Consider the following 14,305-nt stretch of genomic DNA (forward strand, 5'->3'; position numbering starts at 1 on the left):
GGAGAGAAGACGAGGGATGAGGAGGTCCCTTCTCTTGGCGTTAATAGCCATCACCCTGCTGCACGCCGGAGCACAAGTACCGGGCATCGAGGTGACCCTGGAACCTAGGGCTGTCGGCCCATCTGGCTTGGTGAATGTCACAGTAGCTCTGAACGTTGGATTGCCCCAGGGCACGCACTACACCGTGAAGGTGGAAGTGATAGACGAGGGAACGCCGATCCGAAAGGAGAGATCCTTCGTCTCCACAGGTACGGCGGAGGTGCATCACTTCTCCCTAACTGCGCCCTCTAAACCCGGCGTTTATCCCGTGAGGGTGACCCTCTCCTACCTCAACGTCAATGTGACCGAGAACGCGAGCCTGACCGTGATCCCCACCCTGAGGGATGTCACACAGCTGGCAACCTCTCTCGCGGATCTGGACGACAAGCTGGACAAGCTGAAGGCGGTCAGGCTGAACGAGAGCGAGCTCTCGATCCTCCTATCCGAAAGGGCTGAGATGGCGGGACAGTTCGGCGAGCTCGTGAGGCTCCTAGTTGAGGGGAGGGATCCCCTCAGGGCCGCGGAGCTCTATGAGAACATCTCCTCCACCATGGAGGAGATGAACGGACGAATAAGGAAGCTGTGGAGCTTAGAACTTGTTGTCTGGTCTGTATCGAGCAGCATGGACTCCTCACTCAAGATGCCCACCGGTATAAGCGTCGAGTTCTGGTACAGGCTAGTAACAGCCTCTCTCTGGGTCATACTCCTTCTGCTCGCCCTCTTCCCCCTCTACACCACCGGCTACATCACCCTCACCTATTACTTGGTGTCGGAGATGGAGGAGGCTGAAAGCAGCGAGGTGATAAATGAGGCTAATCAGAGGGCCCTCAGAATATTGGGAAGGGCTTTCGATCAGATTAAGGAGGTGTCGGATCCCAAATCGATGATAATGACTTCTCTGGCCAGCGCCTTGGCTGCAGTGGGATTGATGGCGGATAACGTGTACGCGATTATTGGCTCGATGCTCCTCTCCCCCCTGATGGGGGCCATCGTGGCTGGAGCTGTGGGGTTGGCTCTCATAGATGTGAGGAGGGGGGAGGTTACAGGTCTGGACCTCTTCTACACGGGACTGAAGGTAGGGTTAGAAGCCCTCTTCCTAGTAATTGGTCTCTCTTGGGTCACTTCCGCCCTCGCTGGTTCCTACGTTCCCCTCCAAATCACGAGGGAGCTAGCCGCTAGGGGAAGTCCCAATCTGGTTGATCTGGCCATAGCCTTGGCTGCGGGATTCGCTGGCTCCGTTGCAATGATGCACGAGAGGGCCGAGGCTGCGCTGGTCGGTTCGGCCATAGCCATAGCTCTAGTACCACCGGCTGCCGCCGTGGGGGTGTCGCTGGCGATGCTCAACCCCTCACTTTTCGTCGGCTCTGCCACCTTGGTAGCTGTGAACGTGATCGCCCTGATAGCTGCTGGCTACATCTCGGCGAAGTTCTACGCCATATACCCCGTGATAGATCGCGTTTTCCATGAGTTCATGGAGTCCTTCAGTGAGGTGTCTGGAAGAGTTGCAAGGACGAGCGCCGAGGTTCTTTTGAGGGCAGTGGGTTCCCTCATAGTGGCGGTCGTGTGGTTCCTCTCCCTCTGGGTGAAGGTGTCGGTCGGCCTGCTTGGGACCAAGTCCCTCGGGGAGGCCCTCAAAGCCATAAGCAGGAAAGTGGCTTTCGTTCTCCTGCCGATAGTCCTGAGCTGGCTGTTCGGCGTCGTGATTTCCACCAACGCCTCAACCCTCTTCTCAATTGCGCATGATTCCCTCCTTGGCGTTATCGCTTTCGTCGCCTCCATCCTCCCCCTCAGCCTGTTAACCCCCAACGTGGTTTTCTTCCTCGCCCTCATTGCCTCGGCAGCCTTCCTCAGACTGACGACCCTAGAGGCGGTGAGGGCCCGGGAGACCGGTAGCTGGAGGAGCAGGGCTAGGGTCCTCGGCTACGCTTTCCTCTTCTGGCTCGCGTCCGGTTACATCTTGGGAATCAACAGGTTCACCCACGTCAGCGCCGGATACACGCTCCTCGTCATGGCGTTCGTCACCGTTTATTCGAACAGGTTCCTCTGGGAGAGGAGGAAGAGGATCGCCCTCTACGCCTTCGTGATCTTCACCTTCCTCACCCTCATGATCCACAGTGCCGCGGCGTTCGAGTCGATGAGGGCCGCCGAGACCCTCTCGACGGGCAACGTGATGAAGGTGGTGAAGGAGATAATCGCCTCCTATGCTGGCGTGCTGCCGGAGGATGTTAACGTTTCCCTGACCTCTAGGGGGGCGGAGTGGGTGCTTAGAGCTAGGATATATGTGAGCGAGATGAGGTTCAAACGGGGACCGGTCATGACCCCGGCGGTGGTGAGGGCCGCTGAGGAGACGGTGAGGCACGCTTTAGGAACGGACGTGAGGCTGGTGGTGGAGTACGCTCTGATCCCCTAGGTGATGGTATGCTGTGGATAGATGTGGTGAACGAGCCCCACGTCAGGCTCTGGAGGAGGTTCCTCCGCAGGTACCCTCAGGAGACGCTGGTGACGGTAAGGAGAAAGGGTCCCTTGGTGGAACTGGCCCGCAGGCTGCTGGGCCAGGACTTCCTAGTGGTGGGCAGGTGGGGCCGCACCAAGGAGGAGAAGCTCAGGGCCTTCGCCGAGAGGGTCAGGGAACTGGCCGAGCTGGTGGATGAACTGGATGTAAGTGCGGCCACCTCCAAGGGATCGGCGGAGCAGGCTAGAGTGGCTTTCGGGCTCGGAATCCCGTTCGTTGCCCTCAACGATAACGACCTGCCGCCTCACGTGATCACCAGGCTGACCTTCCCCCTCTCCACCGTCGCGGTGGTGCCGGAGTGCTTCCGAGGTCCGACCTACGGGCCCACCCTGAGGTTCAAGGGGGTCTTCGAGGTATCGCACGTCCTCGATTACCTTGAGGAGCCAACAAGGGAGGAACACAGGCGTCTAGGGCTGAGAGAGGGGGGATACGTCATAGTCAGACCCCCACCCGTGGGATCCCATTACTTGGAAGTTGCGGAGCACTTCGAGGATGCCGTGAGCAGGCTACTCCGTTCTACCGGCTTGGATGAGGTCAGGATGCCGAGGGAAGGCGGGATCGTCCTGCCCGACGGATCGAGGTACGAGGGCGTGGTCGATGGATTGGATCTGATCTCCACCTCCGCTGGAGTCCTCTCCGGTGGTGGGACCATGATAAGGGAGGCTGCGCTCCTCGGTATCCCAGCGATATCCCTATTCCCCAGGGAGGAGCCGTGCGTCACCGAGGTCCTGATGAGGGAGGGCCTGATAGTGAAGGCCAAGGAGGACACCGTGATCAGGGCCTACGAGAGGTTGCTGGAGGACGTGAGCTCAGGTGAGCTCGGGAGGAGGGCTGAGAGGTTCCTCAAATCGGTAGGCGATCCCCTAGACACCGTTGCCAAGGCGCTAGAGGAGGCGGAGAGGCCTTGAGATCTCGCCTGAGGATCCCCATATTAAGAGGAGGCTCCGGGCAACCGCTGAGGCTCTCACAGATCGAAAAGGCAGAGCTCTTGAGGATACACTCCTTCATGAGGAAGTTGAGGGACCGATTTCCGGACGCCCGGCTGGTGATCTCGGGCCCTAGCCTCCGCGTGACCCTCCCCATCCCGGATGACCTTGAGGAGTTCGAGGCCATAATCTCATCACTAGCCAATAGGATCAGGGTGATCGTGCTCCTCTGGTCACCCCGCATATCCAGCTACTTGGATCTGTGCGCCAACCTGCTGGCTGCCTGCGAGAACCACTTGGTGGTGGAGGGCGATAGCGACCTCGTTGAAGAGGTCGCCAGACTGTGGGGGGAAGGTTGATCCTGACGACCGGAAGGGGCCCGTCCTGTAGCCAGCACCTCTTTCTCCAGTCCCCCACTCGAACCTTCCCCTAGCTCTGGCTATGAGGGTTTCCAGCGGGCCTTCACCATCAGGCCTCGCGCATCTGCTTGTACCCGACGACTAATAGGGGGTAGCCAAGGTTATGTCCATCGAATAAGCTGCAAGCCCGCTCGGGCTGGCTGCGTACCGCCCAAGTTGATGGGCCCGCTTCCCCTCACTACCCCAAGGTAGGCAACTCTCGTAGTCGCATAGGGAAGATACTTTATAATGTGGAAACAAATCTTATCCGCTCGTATTAAACTTTATAGATCCCCTGATGTAGTGAAAATTTAATCTATTAAGGGGAAACCGTATCCCTTGAGGATTGGGGAAATCTAATTTACTGGTCGTGTGTCTTGGAGGGGTGATAACATGCTGATCAGGAGGGATCACTTGAAGCTACTCCTCCGACTCGGCGAGGGTGGCAGGGAGGCCTTGGAATTCAGGGGAGAGGAGGGGGTAGATGAACTCGCCTTCTCGAGGAGAGTAACCGAGCTGAAGGTTCTGGGACTCGTGGATATATCGGACGGGACCATAAACCTCACGTCAGCTGGGAGGAAGCTGGTCGAGGCCCTGAGGAGGGCTGAGCTGGATGTGGAGTCCCTACCCGATGTCTGGGTCGACACACCCATTTATAAGATGGTAGAGCTGGCGGTTAGAACTGGCCATATCCTCCCCAATTGGGAGAGCGCGCTGAGAGAGAGGGGGTTCTGGGAGGACGGGCCTACCGATCTGGCCAGGGAGCTCTTGGAGGTTAAGGTACAGTCGAGACCCTCCCTGCTTCTAGCTGCCGAGCTATCGGACTTCATAGAGGTAATACCGCCTGGTCCGGAGGACTTAGGGGAGCTGATAAGGATAAGGGACGAGCTGGGCTTCGGAAAGTGGGTCGTGAACGCTCTTCAAGCGATGGATCTCCTGTACATATCCCCGCCCGACGAGTTCGGTGCCGTATACACGCTGACACCGGCAGGTAGGAGGGCTAGGGAGTCCATATGGCTGATCTCCGTAGTAACAACTCAGATAACCGTCGATCAGAGGACTGCGGAGCAGATAGAGAGAGGAGAGTCCACTGAGAGGTTGGTGGAGATGGGACTGGCTGACGGCAGAGGAATAACCGAAGCTGGAAGGGGAATGCTGGCGGCCTATAAGGAAATGGGCGTAGTTCGGAGGCCCACGACACCGTTCTACTTCACAATAGAGGAGATCAAGGTCCTCAAGGCTATAGAAGAGGCAGAGAGGAAGAAGGAGACGAACCCGGAGATACTCCCCACTAAGGGGTGGATAGAGGATAAATCGGGCATAGCTGACGTGGGAGAGGCTCTCATCCTCTTAGAGTCCAAGGGACTCGTGGAGAGGAGAGAGATCGAGATGAAGGACACTTACTGGCTCACTGGACATGGGAGGCAGGCCTACAACCTCGTGAAGGACAGCAGCGAGGACATCACGAGCGAGTCGCTGAAAGCCGTGACCTATCCCCTTGCTGACGAAGTCCCGATGGCGGAGTGGGTCAGACAGGCCAAAAGGCATGGTTTCGTGGACAAGGATCTCACCAAGAAGGGTAGGTTGCTTGTTGATCTCAGCAGCAGGGTGGTGAGGAGGCCCGTGCTCACGGCCTATGATGTAGCTATCCTGATGAAGATCCCCAAGGGAAAGTACTTGAGGAGGGACGAGCTTGTCAGCGCCGTGAACGAGTATCTAGGGGTGAAAGATGACGAGGAGGCCAAGAGAATCGTCAGGAAGGCCATATCAGAGGCCGAATCTAAGGGACTCGTGGTTATGCTCCAGAACAGGACGATCGGCCTGACACCCATAGGGGAGGTGATGAAGGACGTGGTCTCCTTCGGGAACACCCAGACCATGAAGACCATGAAGTTCCCAGTCACCCCCACCGTTTACTGGGTCCTGAGGGTCATCTCGGAGAACATAGAGGAGCTTAAGGAGGCATGGAGGAAGGGAGTCGATGTGGTGAATGTGGAGGCTAGGATCGTGTACAACAACCTGAAGAAGTACACATCCGTCACGGATGAGGAGATAAAGAAGGCCTTCGTTATCCTCAGGAGGACGGGACTCTTGGGGAAGATGGGGCCGACCTCAGCCGGAGAACTGCTGTTAGAGGCCGGTAGAATGTTCGAAAGACTCCCAGAGGAGGAGAGATGGGTAAGGGAGGTCGGTTAGCTGCTCTCTACACGTGAAAACGGAACTCGATGAAGCGTCCCTGTGGGGAACCCCTCCCTCTCCTCCCTTATATCTCGAGGGAAGTAAGGTTAAGTCCCTGGGTTAAGAGGTTCCACTGATTGGTCTGTATACCGGTAGCGCCTACCTGCCCCGTAATTAGCTAATAGAGAAAGATTATTTATCTCGGCATCCCAGTCAAATTGTGTCGAAAGTAGCGGAAAGGTTCGAAGAGATCGAGGAGGCACTGAGAGAGCTTGAGAAGCTCACCTCAATGGACGAAAGGTCCTTTTTGGCGAGTAGGACGGCTAGATACTCTATAGTCCAAATCGTGGAGGCGTCCGCTGACTTAGGCATTCTCATACTGCAGATCGAAGGTGATAGCGCTAGAAGTTACAGGGAGATATTCAAGAGGCTTGCTCTGCGTGGGATAATTTCGGTGGGCACTTCTGAGGTGATGGCCAGACTGGCATCCCTCAGGAACATGGTAATTCACAGGTACTGGGAGGTGGACGATCTCAGGATATATAGGGAGACTAGGTCAGGCGGATTGGAGGCTATTAGATCGTTTGCAAGGGAGGTGAAGGCCTATCTATCTGAGAAGGGCTGAGGAGAGGAGGAAGTTCGAGTTCCACAGGCTAAGCGATGAGGAGAAGGCATCTATAGTTGAAAAGCTCAGAAAAGCGATTCTGAATAGGGAGGAGGTCTTGCTTGCGGTAATTCACGGGGGATTCTTGGAGCTCAGACCTTTCAGGGACATAGACGTTGCCGTATACACCGGATACTCGATTCCCTATGAGGAGGAGCTGGATTTCTGCGAGCAGCTGAGCCTCGAGCTGACCGATATTGCCGGGATCTACGTTGATGTGAGGGTGCTGGATTACTCCCCGCCGCGTTTCAGGGTCAGCGCCCTCTCCAACTGCGTGGTGCTGGTGGAGAGGTACCCGAGGGCCTTCCTCCTCAGGGCATCCATCCAAGAGTTGGATGACATCGAGAAGAAGGCTTCCTTGGTTAGGGGCTGGATCCATGGTAGGGGTTAGTATCCGATATTGGGGTTCGACCTACACGCGCTGTCCGCTATCGGGTAGGAACCACATCCACACCGAGCTTCCTCGCCCTAGATCTCATTCTTTTATCGAAGGTGGCGAGCGAGATCCCCTCCTCCCTTGCTATCCTGATGATGACCTCATCATTGAAACGGTTGAGTGAGATACGCTCCTCGGCTAGGGATCCTAGGGCCTTCCTTATGAGGAGCTCTCCCTCCTTGTAGGTCCTGCTTTTCTCGGACGAGATGTAGTCCTCCAGCTTATCCAGCGCCGTAGATGGATCGACTCCCATCCCCTTGAGGAACCAGATGTATTCATAGATGACGATCAGGGGAATCACCCACTCCTCCAATCGATCTAGTAGTTGGGAAGCATCTCCATGGTGCATTGAATCCTCGTATGTATCGTAGATCAGGACGTTGGTATCGATCACGGCCCTCAAAAGGTTTCCCTCCTTCCCCTCTCTATCACCTCATCGATCTCCTCGATGGTAAGCTTCCTCCCAGATCTAAGGGTCTTTCTAGCTCTCCTAACCTTCTTCATTACTATGTGGCCCTCCTCACTTACGTAAACTTCCAAGTAATCGCCTTCCCTTATTCCAAGTTCGTTCCTCACCTCAGCCGGAATTGTGACCTGGTAGTTCCTGGTGACCTTCACCCTCGGCATCACAGTACTCTACTCTACTAGTACAAAAGGATATCTAGTAATTGAAAACGACCGCGGCATTGCCCTCTCTTAAGCTGGTATGCTCTCGACTTGCTCGGTCGCGCATTCATCTTTAAGGATGTGACCCTACTTTGATGATGGAGCTGGAACAAGTGCTGGAGAGACTGAAGTCCCACGAGAAGGTGCTGGCGATCATACTCTTTGGTTCCACCGTTAGAGGAGAGACCACACCTCTCTCAGACGTTGATATCGCCGTGGTCGTGGAGGATCCAACCCCGGAGGACGAGGCGGAGCTGGGAAGCCTCTACTCTAGGAGGATAGACTTGGTCCTGTTTCACAGGCTCCCCCCTTACATCCAGTTCCATGTATTGAGGGAGGGGAAAGTCCTCTACTTGAGGGACGAGGAAAGGTTCAAGGAGATCAAATTCAGGACCATCAGGAACTACCTCGAGCATTCCCGCATGTACAGAAAGATGAGGGAGATGCTCCTTGAGGTCGAATAGCCTAGCTAGGTTCATGAGCCACTACAGAAGAGCGAGGGATTTGAAGGAGAGGGATCTCTCCGATTACTTGATCTACACGGCCCTAGCCATGGAGTGCTTTCAGGCGACGAACTCCCTCATAGAGATCGGTGAGAGGTTCGTGGTGGATCTGGACAGGTACCCCGCTACCTACTCCGACATATTCCAGATAATGTACGAAGAGGGAGCGATAACTAGGGAGGAGCTGAGGGCCCTCAAGAGGCTGATTTTCCTCAGGAACCCGATAGCCCACGAATATTACGGAATATCTGAGGAAGAGCTGAGAGAGATGGCCGACCTGCTGGATGTAGCTGAAAGGATCGTGAGGAGGTTGATGAAACATTCACATCCTAGTTGAGGCGTAGATCCATCTTCACTAGGTTTAGGTTGCGGAAAGCAGCTACTCGAATTAGTAAAAGCACCTAAGCAGCTTGCACCATCAATAACATGCTCTCCTAGATCAGCACAAGCTTAGATCCCCTATAACCCATAAGGTCGAGGGTGACGGCTTGGAAACCCGTAGATAAGGCCATCTCCAAAATCTCATCCCGGATCTCCAGAATCTTATGCATGTCTCCGGGAGGGACCTCTATCCTCACCTCACTTCCCTGAACGCGGGCCCTCACTAGAGAGACACCCGCTCGGAGGACGAAGTCCTCTAAATCTTCGATCCTCTTCAATAGATCGAGACTAACCTCCCTTCCCGGCGGCATCCTAGTCAGCAAGCACGTTTCTGCCAAGTAGGGGAGATTCAGGTCCCTCAGCAGTGAGATCACCTCTCCTTCCTTAATTCCCGCCTCTACAAGCGGACTCTGGACTCCCAACTCTTTCAGGGCCCTTAAGCCTGGCCTGTCCTCCCTCACATCGCTGGCGTTGGTCCCATCGAGCACCGCATCGCACCCCTCTCGCTCAGCCACATTTAAGATCAGGGACATCATCCGCAATTTGCAGAAGTAGCATCTGAGGGGACCATTCCTCAATATTTCATTCTCTTTCATTACCTTCTCATCCCTGATGATTATGTGATCCACTCCAATGAGTCTGGCCACCTCTTCACTGGCCGCTACAACCCTCCTAGGTATGTAGGGGAAGTCGACTGTCACGGCCATTACCCTATCCACGCCAGCTCGTTTGAGCGCCCACAGGAGAAATGTGCTGTCCCTACCTCCAGAGAAAGCAATAGCTGGGCATCTATACTTGCTCAATACCCTGAGAAGACGACCATAATTCACAGGAATCTGTAGCCGCCTCCTCCCTTTTAACCTTATATATTTTTCCCTTTCTTCGAGAAAGGAGCACCGAATGGGACTCCACACACTTGAGGATGGACTCCACGGACAGCTTGAAATCGGATAGGGTGCTCATCCCCTCACATTTAGGTAAGGGTGTATCCCTTCAGGATCAGAAGGCTTATGGCTGCTGCCGTCACATCCGCTAAGCTACCGGGATTCAAAGGCTTTCTCCCGCTTCTAAGGAAGGAATCCAGCTCCTCTAACAAGATCTCGCCAGACAGCACTTTCCTCGCTAAATTCCTCACCTGCTCGGCCCTCTCTACCCCTGCCCTTCTGACGATCAGGGTATCAAGCTCCTGAGACATCAGCATCAGGAATCCCTTGATCACAGCGCCTTCTAGGTCATTGTTTAATGTCAACAAATCCTCTAGCAAGTTTGTCAACCATAAGGTCCTCTCATAACCATTCAACCACTCACAGTAAACCAATTCTACTCTGCATCCCAATTCCGAAATCTTCAGCAGATTAACTTGATCCCTGACTAGTTCCTCAAATACGTTGTCACCGTATACATCATACTCAACTTCCCTCTTGAGCCCCCCAGGATTAGCCCTCCTAATTGCCCTGTAGAGAGCTACTGTATCCTCCGGGACAGACTCCTCGATCAATTCCCTAGCTGTGGATCCCAACGCACTGAAATCCTCGGATAACGGGCATGCAGCAGCTAAGGGGATTATCAACTTGATTATGCCTAAATTAGCATTAGTTCCCTGAGCATCCATCGATCTACTTACAGCTTCTTCTATCAACCCCCCCAGCCCGATCTCTCTGGGAAGCAGGGCACCTTCCCTAACCTTGAAACCCCTTTCAACCGCCTCGTAAAGGACCTTCACTATGGATATCGAGCCAAAAAGGAAGTGATATATTGTTAGATCTTCGAAGTCCCTATACCTGTTGACGTTTCCCGGTTTAGGAATTGTGGCCTCTAGTACGGGTCCCAAGGTAAATGCCCTCACTATATCCCAGTGATCCACCTCCATATCAGACTCATTCCCTATGGATTCTTATATATACCTGGCTGGGAGAGACTTGCTGTTTAGACCTTTAATCTGTAGCTCTCCAGCCATCACCGCGCGTGCGAGCAACCACTTCTAATAGCGAAGAACTTAGCTAGTATCTACAGAGGGTAATAAGGGTGATATAGCTGAGGTATCTGATCCTCAGGAAACCTATGAGGTACTGGAGGCCGGAAGCCGATATAATCGATCTCATCCTCAAAACCTACTCACATGATCTACGAGATGGAGATTTCTTAGTGATTTCCGAGAAGGCCCTTTCTGTGGCTCTTGGAGAGATCTTCGACGAATCCGAGCTAAAGGCCGGGATCTGCGTTAAGGTAGCCACGGATCTCGTGAGGAAGGTGTGGTTGTTTATAGGGAGGATATGCGGCATAAAGGGGCCGTTCGAGGAGATAGCCTCCCTTCCTTCAGATATCATATCTAGACATAAGGCCTTAGCTTTGAAGGTCGGAGGGATCAAGCACTTTCTGAAACCGCTATCTGAGGCGGGAATAGATGCATCTAATCTTCCCCTGTCTTATGTCTCTCTACCCCTACGGAATCCGAACCGTGTTGCGGATTATATAAGGGAAAGGATAGAAGAGGAGACAGGAAGGAGGGTGAATGTTCTCATCCAAGACACAGACAAGTCCTTCCTCCTAAAAGGAAGCTCTCTAATTCTGACGACTAGACCCTCTGAGGTGAGAGGCTTGAGAGATTGGGGAGCCCTCTCTTATCTCCTAGGCATGTGCCTCAAGGGACTGTTTAAAGCCTTTCCAACGCCAGTGGGATACTCCGGAGAGAAAATGGATCCCATCAGGCTCTTGAAAATTGCTAGGGCCGCTGAGTTTTCGAGAGGATGGGGGACAGGGAGGGATGTGTTTGAAATGGCTACTACTTTTGGGGTCCAGCCGAACGGGGTCACATGGGAAATGGTAGAGGGAAGTATTCACTTTCCTGTGGTCATAGTTAGGCTAAAAGGGAAGAAAGAACGCACACTATGTGATGGATGTGGGGAAAAGTCGTAGAAGCTTCCTAGACAGGGATTTCGTGGAGACTGAGGATGGTCTTCTATTCTGCGTGATCGGGAATGTACATCCTCCCGAGAGGGTAATAGCGTACTTAAAGTATGCTCCTGCTCAAGAGAAGACTAAGTGGGGGAGAAAGGGTACCTCCTTCAGTAGAGTCCTCCCGTTTTATAGCGCCGTCGGAGTTTCAAAGGTGAGGGAGCTGCTAGAAGAGAGGCATCCGGATTTCGTCGTCTGGGATCCTGTATTAGGGATAGAAATGATAGAAGTACCTAGAGACAGGATCTCGTTCCATTATATTCCAGAGGATAGGCTGGAGGAGATCATGGGAGGACCAAGGGATCCGCTGGAGAAGAGAGTGGTCGAACTGGTTACCACTTTGATCGAAGAATCAGGCGTGGGCCAAAAGTATTTCGGCGTTACGGGCTCCATACTTCTAGGAATACATAATCCAGCCTATTCCGACATTGACCTGACCATCTACGGGAAAGAAAACTCATATAGACTGAAAGAGACTATTTTGCATCTCATCGATCATGATCGAAGATTCTACAGAGCTTATGGGAGGACACTAGAGGAGTGGTCGAGGGAAATAGCGTCGATATATCCCCTTTCAATAAAAGAGGCAGAGATCCTGAGGGGAAGAGAGAAGTGGGACAGGATCTTCTTTGAGGATGTACAATTCTCCGTACATCCAATCCTGCTAGAACCTCTGGAGAGATATGGAGAGAGAATTTACAAGGGAAGAGGAATCGTGGAGATCAGGGCTAGGGTCTCGAACACTGAGTACTCACTATTCACCCCAGCAATATACGGTGTCGAAAATGTTGAGGTGGTATCCGGCCCTAAGGGCGTGGAGATGGATATAAGAGAGGTAGTCTCCTTCGAGAGCTTGTATAGGGACATAGCAGAGGAGGAAGAGAGGATATTAGTTAGGGGCAAGCTCGAGGAGGTGATCGATTCCGAGGGAGAAAGGAACTACCACAGGGTGGTGGTGGGAACATTCGAGGCGGGTGGAGAAGACTACATCAAGCCAGAGAGATGGTACAAGGAGCTTCCCTAGCTCCCTCTACAATCAGTTGCTACTCTCTAGACTTCCTCCAGAGATACTCTACTATCTTATCCGCGATGTTTACTCTCGTGACGGACTGGAGTCCCCTCCATCCTGGCTGACTATTCACCTCTAAGACGTAAGCCCTTCCATCCTTGGATACTAGCATGTCAACGCCAGCCACCTCGCATCTCAGTATCTCAGTCGATCTCAAAGCTAGATCCTCCAACTCCTCGCTCAATTTCATCGGCTTAGGTCTGGCTCCCATGGCCACATTGGTCTTCCAAGATTCCGGACTCTCTCTCACCATTGAGGCGATGACCTTATCCCCTACAACGAAAGCCCTGATGTCCTTTCTCTCATGAGGTATGAACTTCTGTAGATAAAGGACATGCCTGAAAAAAGCCTGTTCTCTGAAGATGTTCCATGCGACATCCTTGTCGGATATCTTAGTCGAGCCGTGCCCTCTAGACCCGAATATGGGCTTCAACACGATCTCGGGCATGACCCTCATCAACTGATGGGCTATGGTAGGATCCTCCAAGGCAACCGTTTCCGGTACGGGTACACCGCTCTTCGCCAGCAGATAGAGAGACCTGTACTTATCCAACGCCTTTTCGATCGCAGCAGGGGGATTCACCACATGAACACCCATATCCTCCATCGTATAGAGGACATCCAACCTGAATATTGCCTGTTCCAGGCTGGAGCGGCCGATGGGCCTCACTATTACAGCATCTAGCTTCTCTGCGCTCAAGCCTTTTACGGAAAGAGGTGGGGACAGTCCCACCCTAGCTATTATATCCCTGAATCCGAAGGTGAAAGCCGTAATCCCTCTCCTCCTGGCTGCTTCAAGTAGAGTTGATGAGCCGAAACCCCTAGGATTTCTAGTCAGAATTCCTAGGAGCGATTCAATTCCCTCCCAGCGAGATCGATCTGATGATAAGCTCCGGGCTCAACCGGCCCGCTTGGATGCACCTCCCCTCCTTGGTACACACCACGTACCTTGCTGGAGCGAAGAATCCGGGATCGACCTTGTACAAGAATTCGGCTCCAAGCTCGGCGACTCTCTCGGCTACTGACACTCCATACTCCTTAGATGCGGAGCTAGGAGCCAGCTTTATTATCTCTTTCACGCGTTCCATCTCTATGTCCAGAGATAGGAAGACCTCCGCGCCGTAAAGGAGCATATCATTGGTTCTACCTAGCATCACCATAGGATCGGGGTGGAGGGGTGCTATAGGAGCCCTCCCGCTCCCGGAGAGTACATATCTGGGATTTAGTCCTAAGGTGTGGAGCTTATGGACGCCTGTCTCCACAGACCTAGCACTTATCTGCACGGATCCAGCTAGGCTATTGGTTGGGACCACGACCACGTAGAGATCCCTCTCATCGATCCCGCATCTCTCTGATAAGTATTTGATGACCTTCCTGCTCGGTAAGGCGTTCCCTTCGAGCACTAGGACGGCGACATCAGACTCTTCCTCGTATCCAATCTCCTCATATAGTTCAGGGGGCTTCTTCGCAAGGATCCTTGCTGGTCCAGAGCCCATCGCGAAGTATTCTTCAACTTTCACCCTCCATCCTGCGAATTGGGAGGCCATCAGAGACTTAGCGGGGTGATCGGTCCTCACT

At 53.5% G+C, this 14,305-nt stretch carries 16 protein-coding genes; 10 read left to right on the forward strand and 6 right to left on the reverse strand.

Going from position 1 to position 14,305, the window contains the following annotated elements; translation table 11 throughout:
• Positions 1-16: 16 nt before the first annotated feature.
• The 6 genes from QI197_04675 (at position 17) to QI197_04700 (ending at position 7,108) form a co-directional block, all read left to right on the forward strand.
• A complete protein-coding gene (locus QI197_04675; protein MDK2372653.1) occupies positions 17-2,449 on the forward strand; it encodes a DUF389 domain-containing protein in 2,433 nt (810 codons plus the stop codon).
• Between the two features lie 8 nt (positions 2,450-2,457).
• On the forward strand, positions 2,458-3,459 hold the full coding sequence (locus QI197_04680; GenBank protein MDK2372654.1) for a DUF354 domain-containing protein: 1,002 nt from the start codon (positions 2,458-2,460) through the stop codon (positions 3,457-3,459).
• Entirely contained in the window at positions 3,456-3,836 is a 381-nt protein-coding gene (locus QI197_04685; protein ID MDK2372655.1) for a hypothetical protein, read from the forward strand. The genes QI197_04680 and QI197_04685 overlap by 4 nt, the downstream gene beginning before the upstream one ends.
• Positions 3,837-4,268: 432 nt before the next feature.
• A complete protein-coding gene (locus QI197_04690; protein ID MDK2372656.1) occupies positions 4,269-6,071 on the forward strand; it encodes a DUF505 family protein in 1,803 nt (600 codons plus the stop codon).
• A gap of 202 nt (positions 6,072-6,273) precedes the next feature.
• The gene (locus QI197_04695; GenBank protein MDK2372657.1) at positions 6,274-6,678 is read left to right on the forward strand and encodes a DUF86 domain-containing protein; all 405 of its coding nucleotides are present in this window, start codon (positions 6,274-6,276) and stop codon (positions 6,676-6,678) included.
• A 52-nt stretch (positions 6,679-6,730) separates the two neighbouring features.
• A complete protein-coding gene (locus tag QI197_04700; protein MDK2372658.1) occupies positions 6,731-7,108 on the forward strand; it encodes a nucleotidyltransferase domain-containing protein in 378 nt (125 codons plus the stop codon).
• Positions 7,109-7,145: 37 nt separating this feature from the next.
• Here QI197_04700 and QI197_04705 read toward each other — a convergent pair whose 3' ends face one another.
• Complete coding sequence (locus QI197_04705; GenBank protein MDK2372659.1) at positions 7,146-7,547, reverse strand: PIN domain-containing protein; 402 nt, start codon at positions 7,545-7,547, stop codon at positions 7,146-7,148.
• A 5-nt stretch (positions 7,548-7,552) separates the two neighbouring features.
• Entirely contained in the window at positions 7,553-7,780 is a 228-nt protein-coding gene (locus QI197_04710; GenBank protein MDK2372660.1) for an AbrB/MazE/SpoVT family DNA-binding domain-containing protein, read from the reverse strand.
• A 134-nt stretch (positions 7,781-7,914) separates the two neighbouring features.
• On the opposite strand from QI197_04710, the gene QI197_04715 reads away from it, so the two are divergent.
• Both QI197_04715 and QI197_04720 read left to right on the forward strand, forming a co-directional pair.
• Positions 7,915-8,283 (forward strand): nucleotidyltransferase domain-containing protein, encoded by a 369-nt coding sequence (locus QI197_04715; protein ID MDK2372661.1) that lies wholly within the window; start codon positions 7,915-7,917, stop codon positions 8,281-8,283.
• On the forward strand, positions 8,270-8,659 hold the full coding sequence (locus QI197_04720) for a DUF86 domain-containing protein (protein ID MDK2372662.1): 390 nt from the start codon (positions 8,270-8,272) through the stop codon (positions 8,657-8,659). Before QI197_04715 ends, QI197_04720 begins: the two co-directional genes overlap by 14 nt.
• 97 nt (positions 8,660-8,756) lie before the next feature.
• On the opposite strand, the gene larE is transcribed toward QI197_04720, so the two are convergent.
• Together larE and QI197_04730 are read right to left on the reverse strand one after the other, a co-directional pair.
• On the reverse strand, positions 8,757-9,506 hold the full coding sequence (gene larE, locus QI197_04725; protein ID MDK2372663.1) for an ATP-dependent sacrificial sulfur transferase LarE: 750 nt from the start codon (positions 9,504-9,506) through the stop codon (positions 8,757-8,759).
• 170 nt (positions 9,507-9,676) lie between these two features.
• Positions 9,677-10,573: a triphosphoribosyl-dephospho-CoA synthase gene (locus QI197_04730; GenBank protein MDK2372664.1), complete on the reverse strand. Its 897-nt coding sequence runs from the start codon at positions 10,571-10,573 to the stop codon at positions 9,677-9,679.
• A 191-nt stretch (positions 10,574-10,764) separates the two neighbouring features.
• Between QI197_04730 and QI197_04735 the strand changes: the two genes are divergently transcribed.
• Together QI197_04735 and QI197_04740 are read left to right on the forward strand one after the other, a co-directional pair.
• Positions 10,765-11,619 (forward strand): coenzyme F420-0:L-glutamate ligase, encoded by an 855-nt coding sequence (locus QI197_04735; GenBank protein MDK2372665.1) that lies wholly within the window; start codon positions 10,765-10,767, stop codon positions 11,617-11,619.
• Positions 11,597-12,682, forward strand: coding sequence for a hypothetical protein (locus QI197_04740; protein MDK2372666.1), 1,086 nt, complete (start codon positions 11,597-11,599; stop codon positions 12,680-12,682). Before QI197_04735 ends, QI197_04740 begins: the two co-directional genes overlap by 23 nt.
• A 19-nt stretch (positions 12,683-12,701) precedes the next feature.
• Here the strand turns inward: QI197_04740 and QI197_04745 are convergent, their stop codons facing one another.
• Both QI197_04745 and mch read right to left on the reverse strand, forming a co-directional pair.
• Positions 12,702-13,565 (reverse strand): RimK family alpha-L-glutamate ligase, encoded by an 864-nt coding sequence (locus QI197_04745; GenBank protein ID MDK2372667.1) that lies wholly within the window; start codon positions 13,563-13,565, stop codon positions 12,702-12,704.
• Positions 13,566-13,581: 16 nt separating this feature from the next.
• The coding region (gene mch / locus QI197_04750; GenBank protein MDK2372668.1) for a methenyltetrahydromethanopterin cyclohydrolase at positions 13,582-14,305 on the reverse strand (724 nt) is incomplete at its 5' end.

Source organism: Thermoproteota archaeon, assembly GCA_030130125.1.
Lineage (GTDB): Archaea > Korarchaeota > Korarchaeia > Korarchaeales > Korarchaeaceae > Korarchaeum.

What these genes read in the sequence shown, in the direction of transcription:
- QI197_04675 (MDK2372653.1), top strand. Translation starts at nt 17, where the DNA reads ATGAGGAGGTCCCTTCTCTTGGCGTTAATAGCCATCACCCTGCTGCAC.
- QI197_04680 (MDK2372654.1), top strand. Translation starts at nt 2,458, where the DNA reads ATGCTGTGGATAGATGTGGTGAACGAGCCCCACGTCAGGCTCTGGAGG.
- QI197_04690 (MDK2372656.1), top strand. Translation starts at nt 4,269, where the DNA reads ATGCTGATCAGGAGGGATCACTTGAAGCTACTCCTCCGACTCGGCGAG.
- QI197_04710 (MDK2372660.1), bottom strand. Translation starts at nt 7,780, where the DNA reads ATGCCGAGGGTGAAGGTCACCAGGAACTACCAGGTCACAATTCCGGCT.
- QI197_04715 (MDK2372661.1), top strand. Translation starts at nt 7,915, where the DNA reads ATGATGGAGCTGGAACAAGTGCTGGAGAGACTGAAGTCCCACGAGAAG.
- QI197_04730 (MDK2372664.1), bottom strand. Translation starts at nt 10,573, where the DNA reads ATGGAGGTGGATCACTGGGATATAGTGAGGGCATTTACCTTGGGACCC.
- QI197_04735 (MDK2372665.1), top strand. Translation starts at nt 10,765, where the DNA reads ATGAGGTACTGGAGGCCGGAAGCCGATATAATCGATCTCATCCTCAAA.
- QI197_04740 (MDK2372666.1), top strand. Translation starts at nt 11,597, where the DNA reads ATGGATGTGGGGAAAAGTCGTAGAAGCTTCCTAGACAGGGATTTCGTG.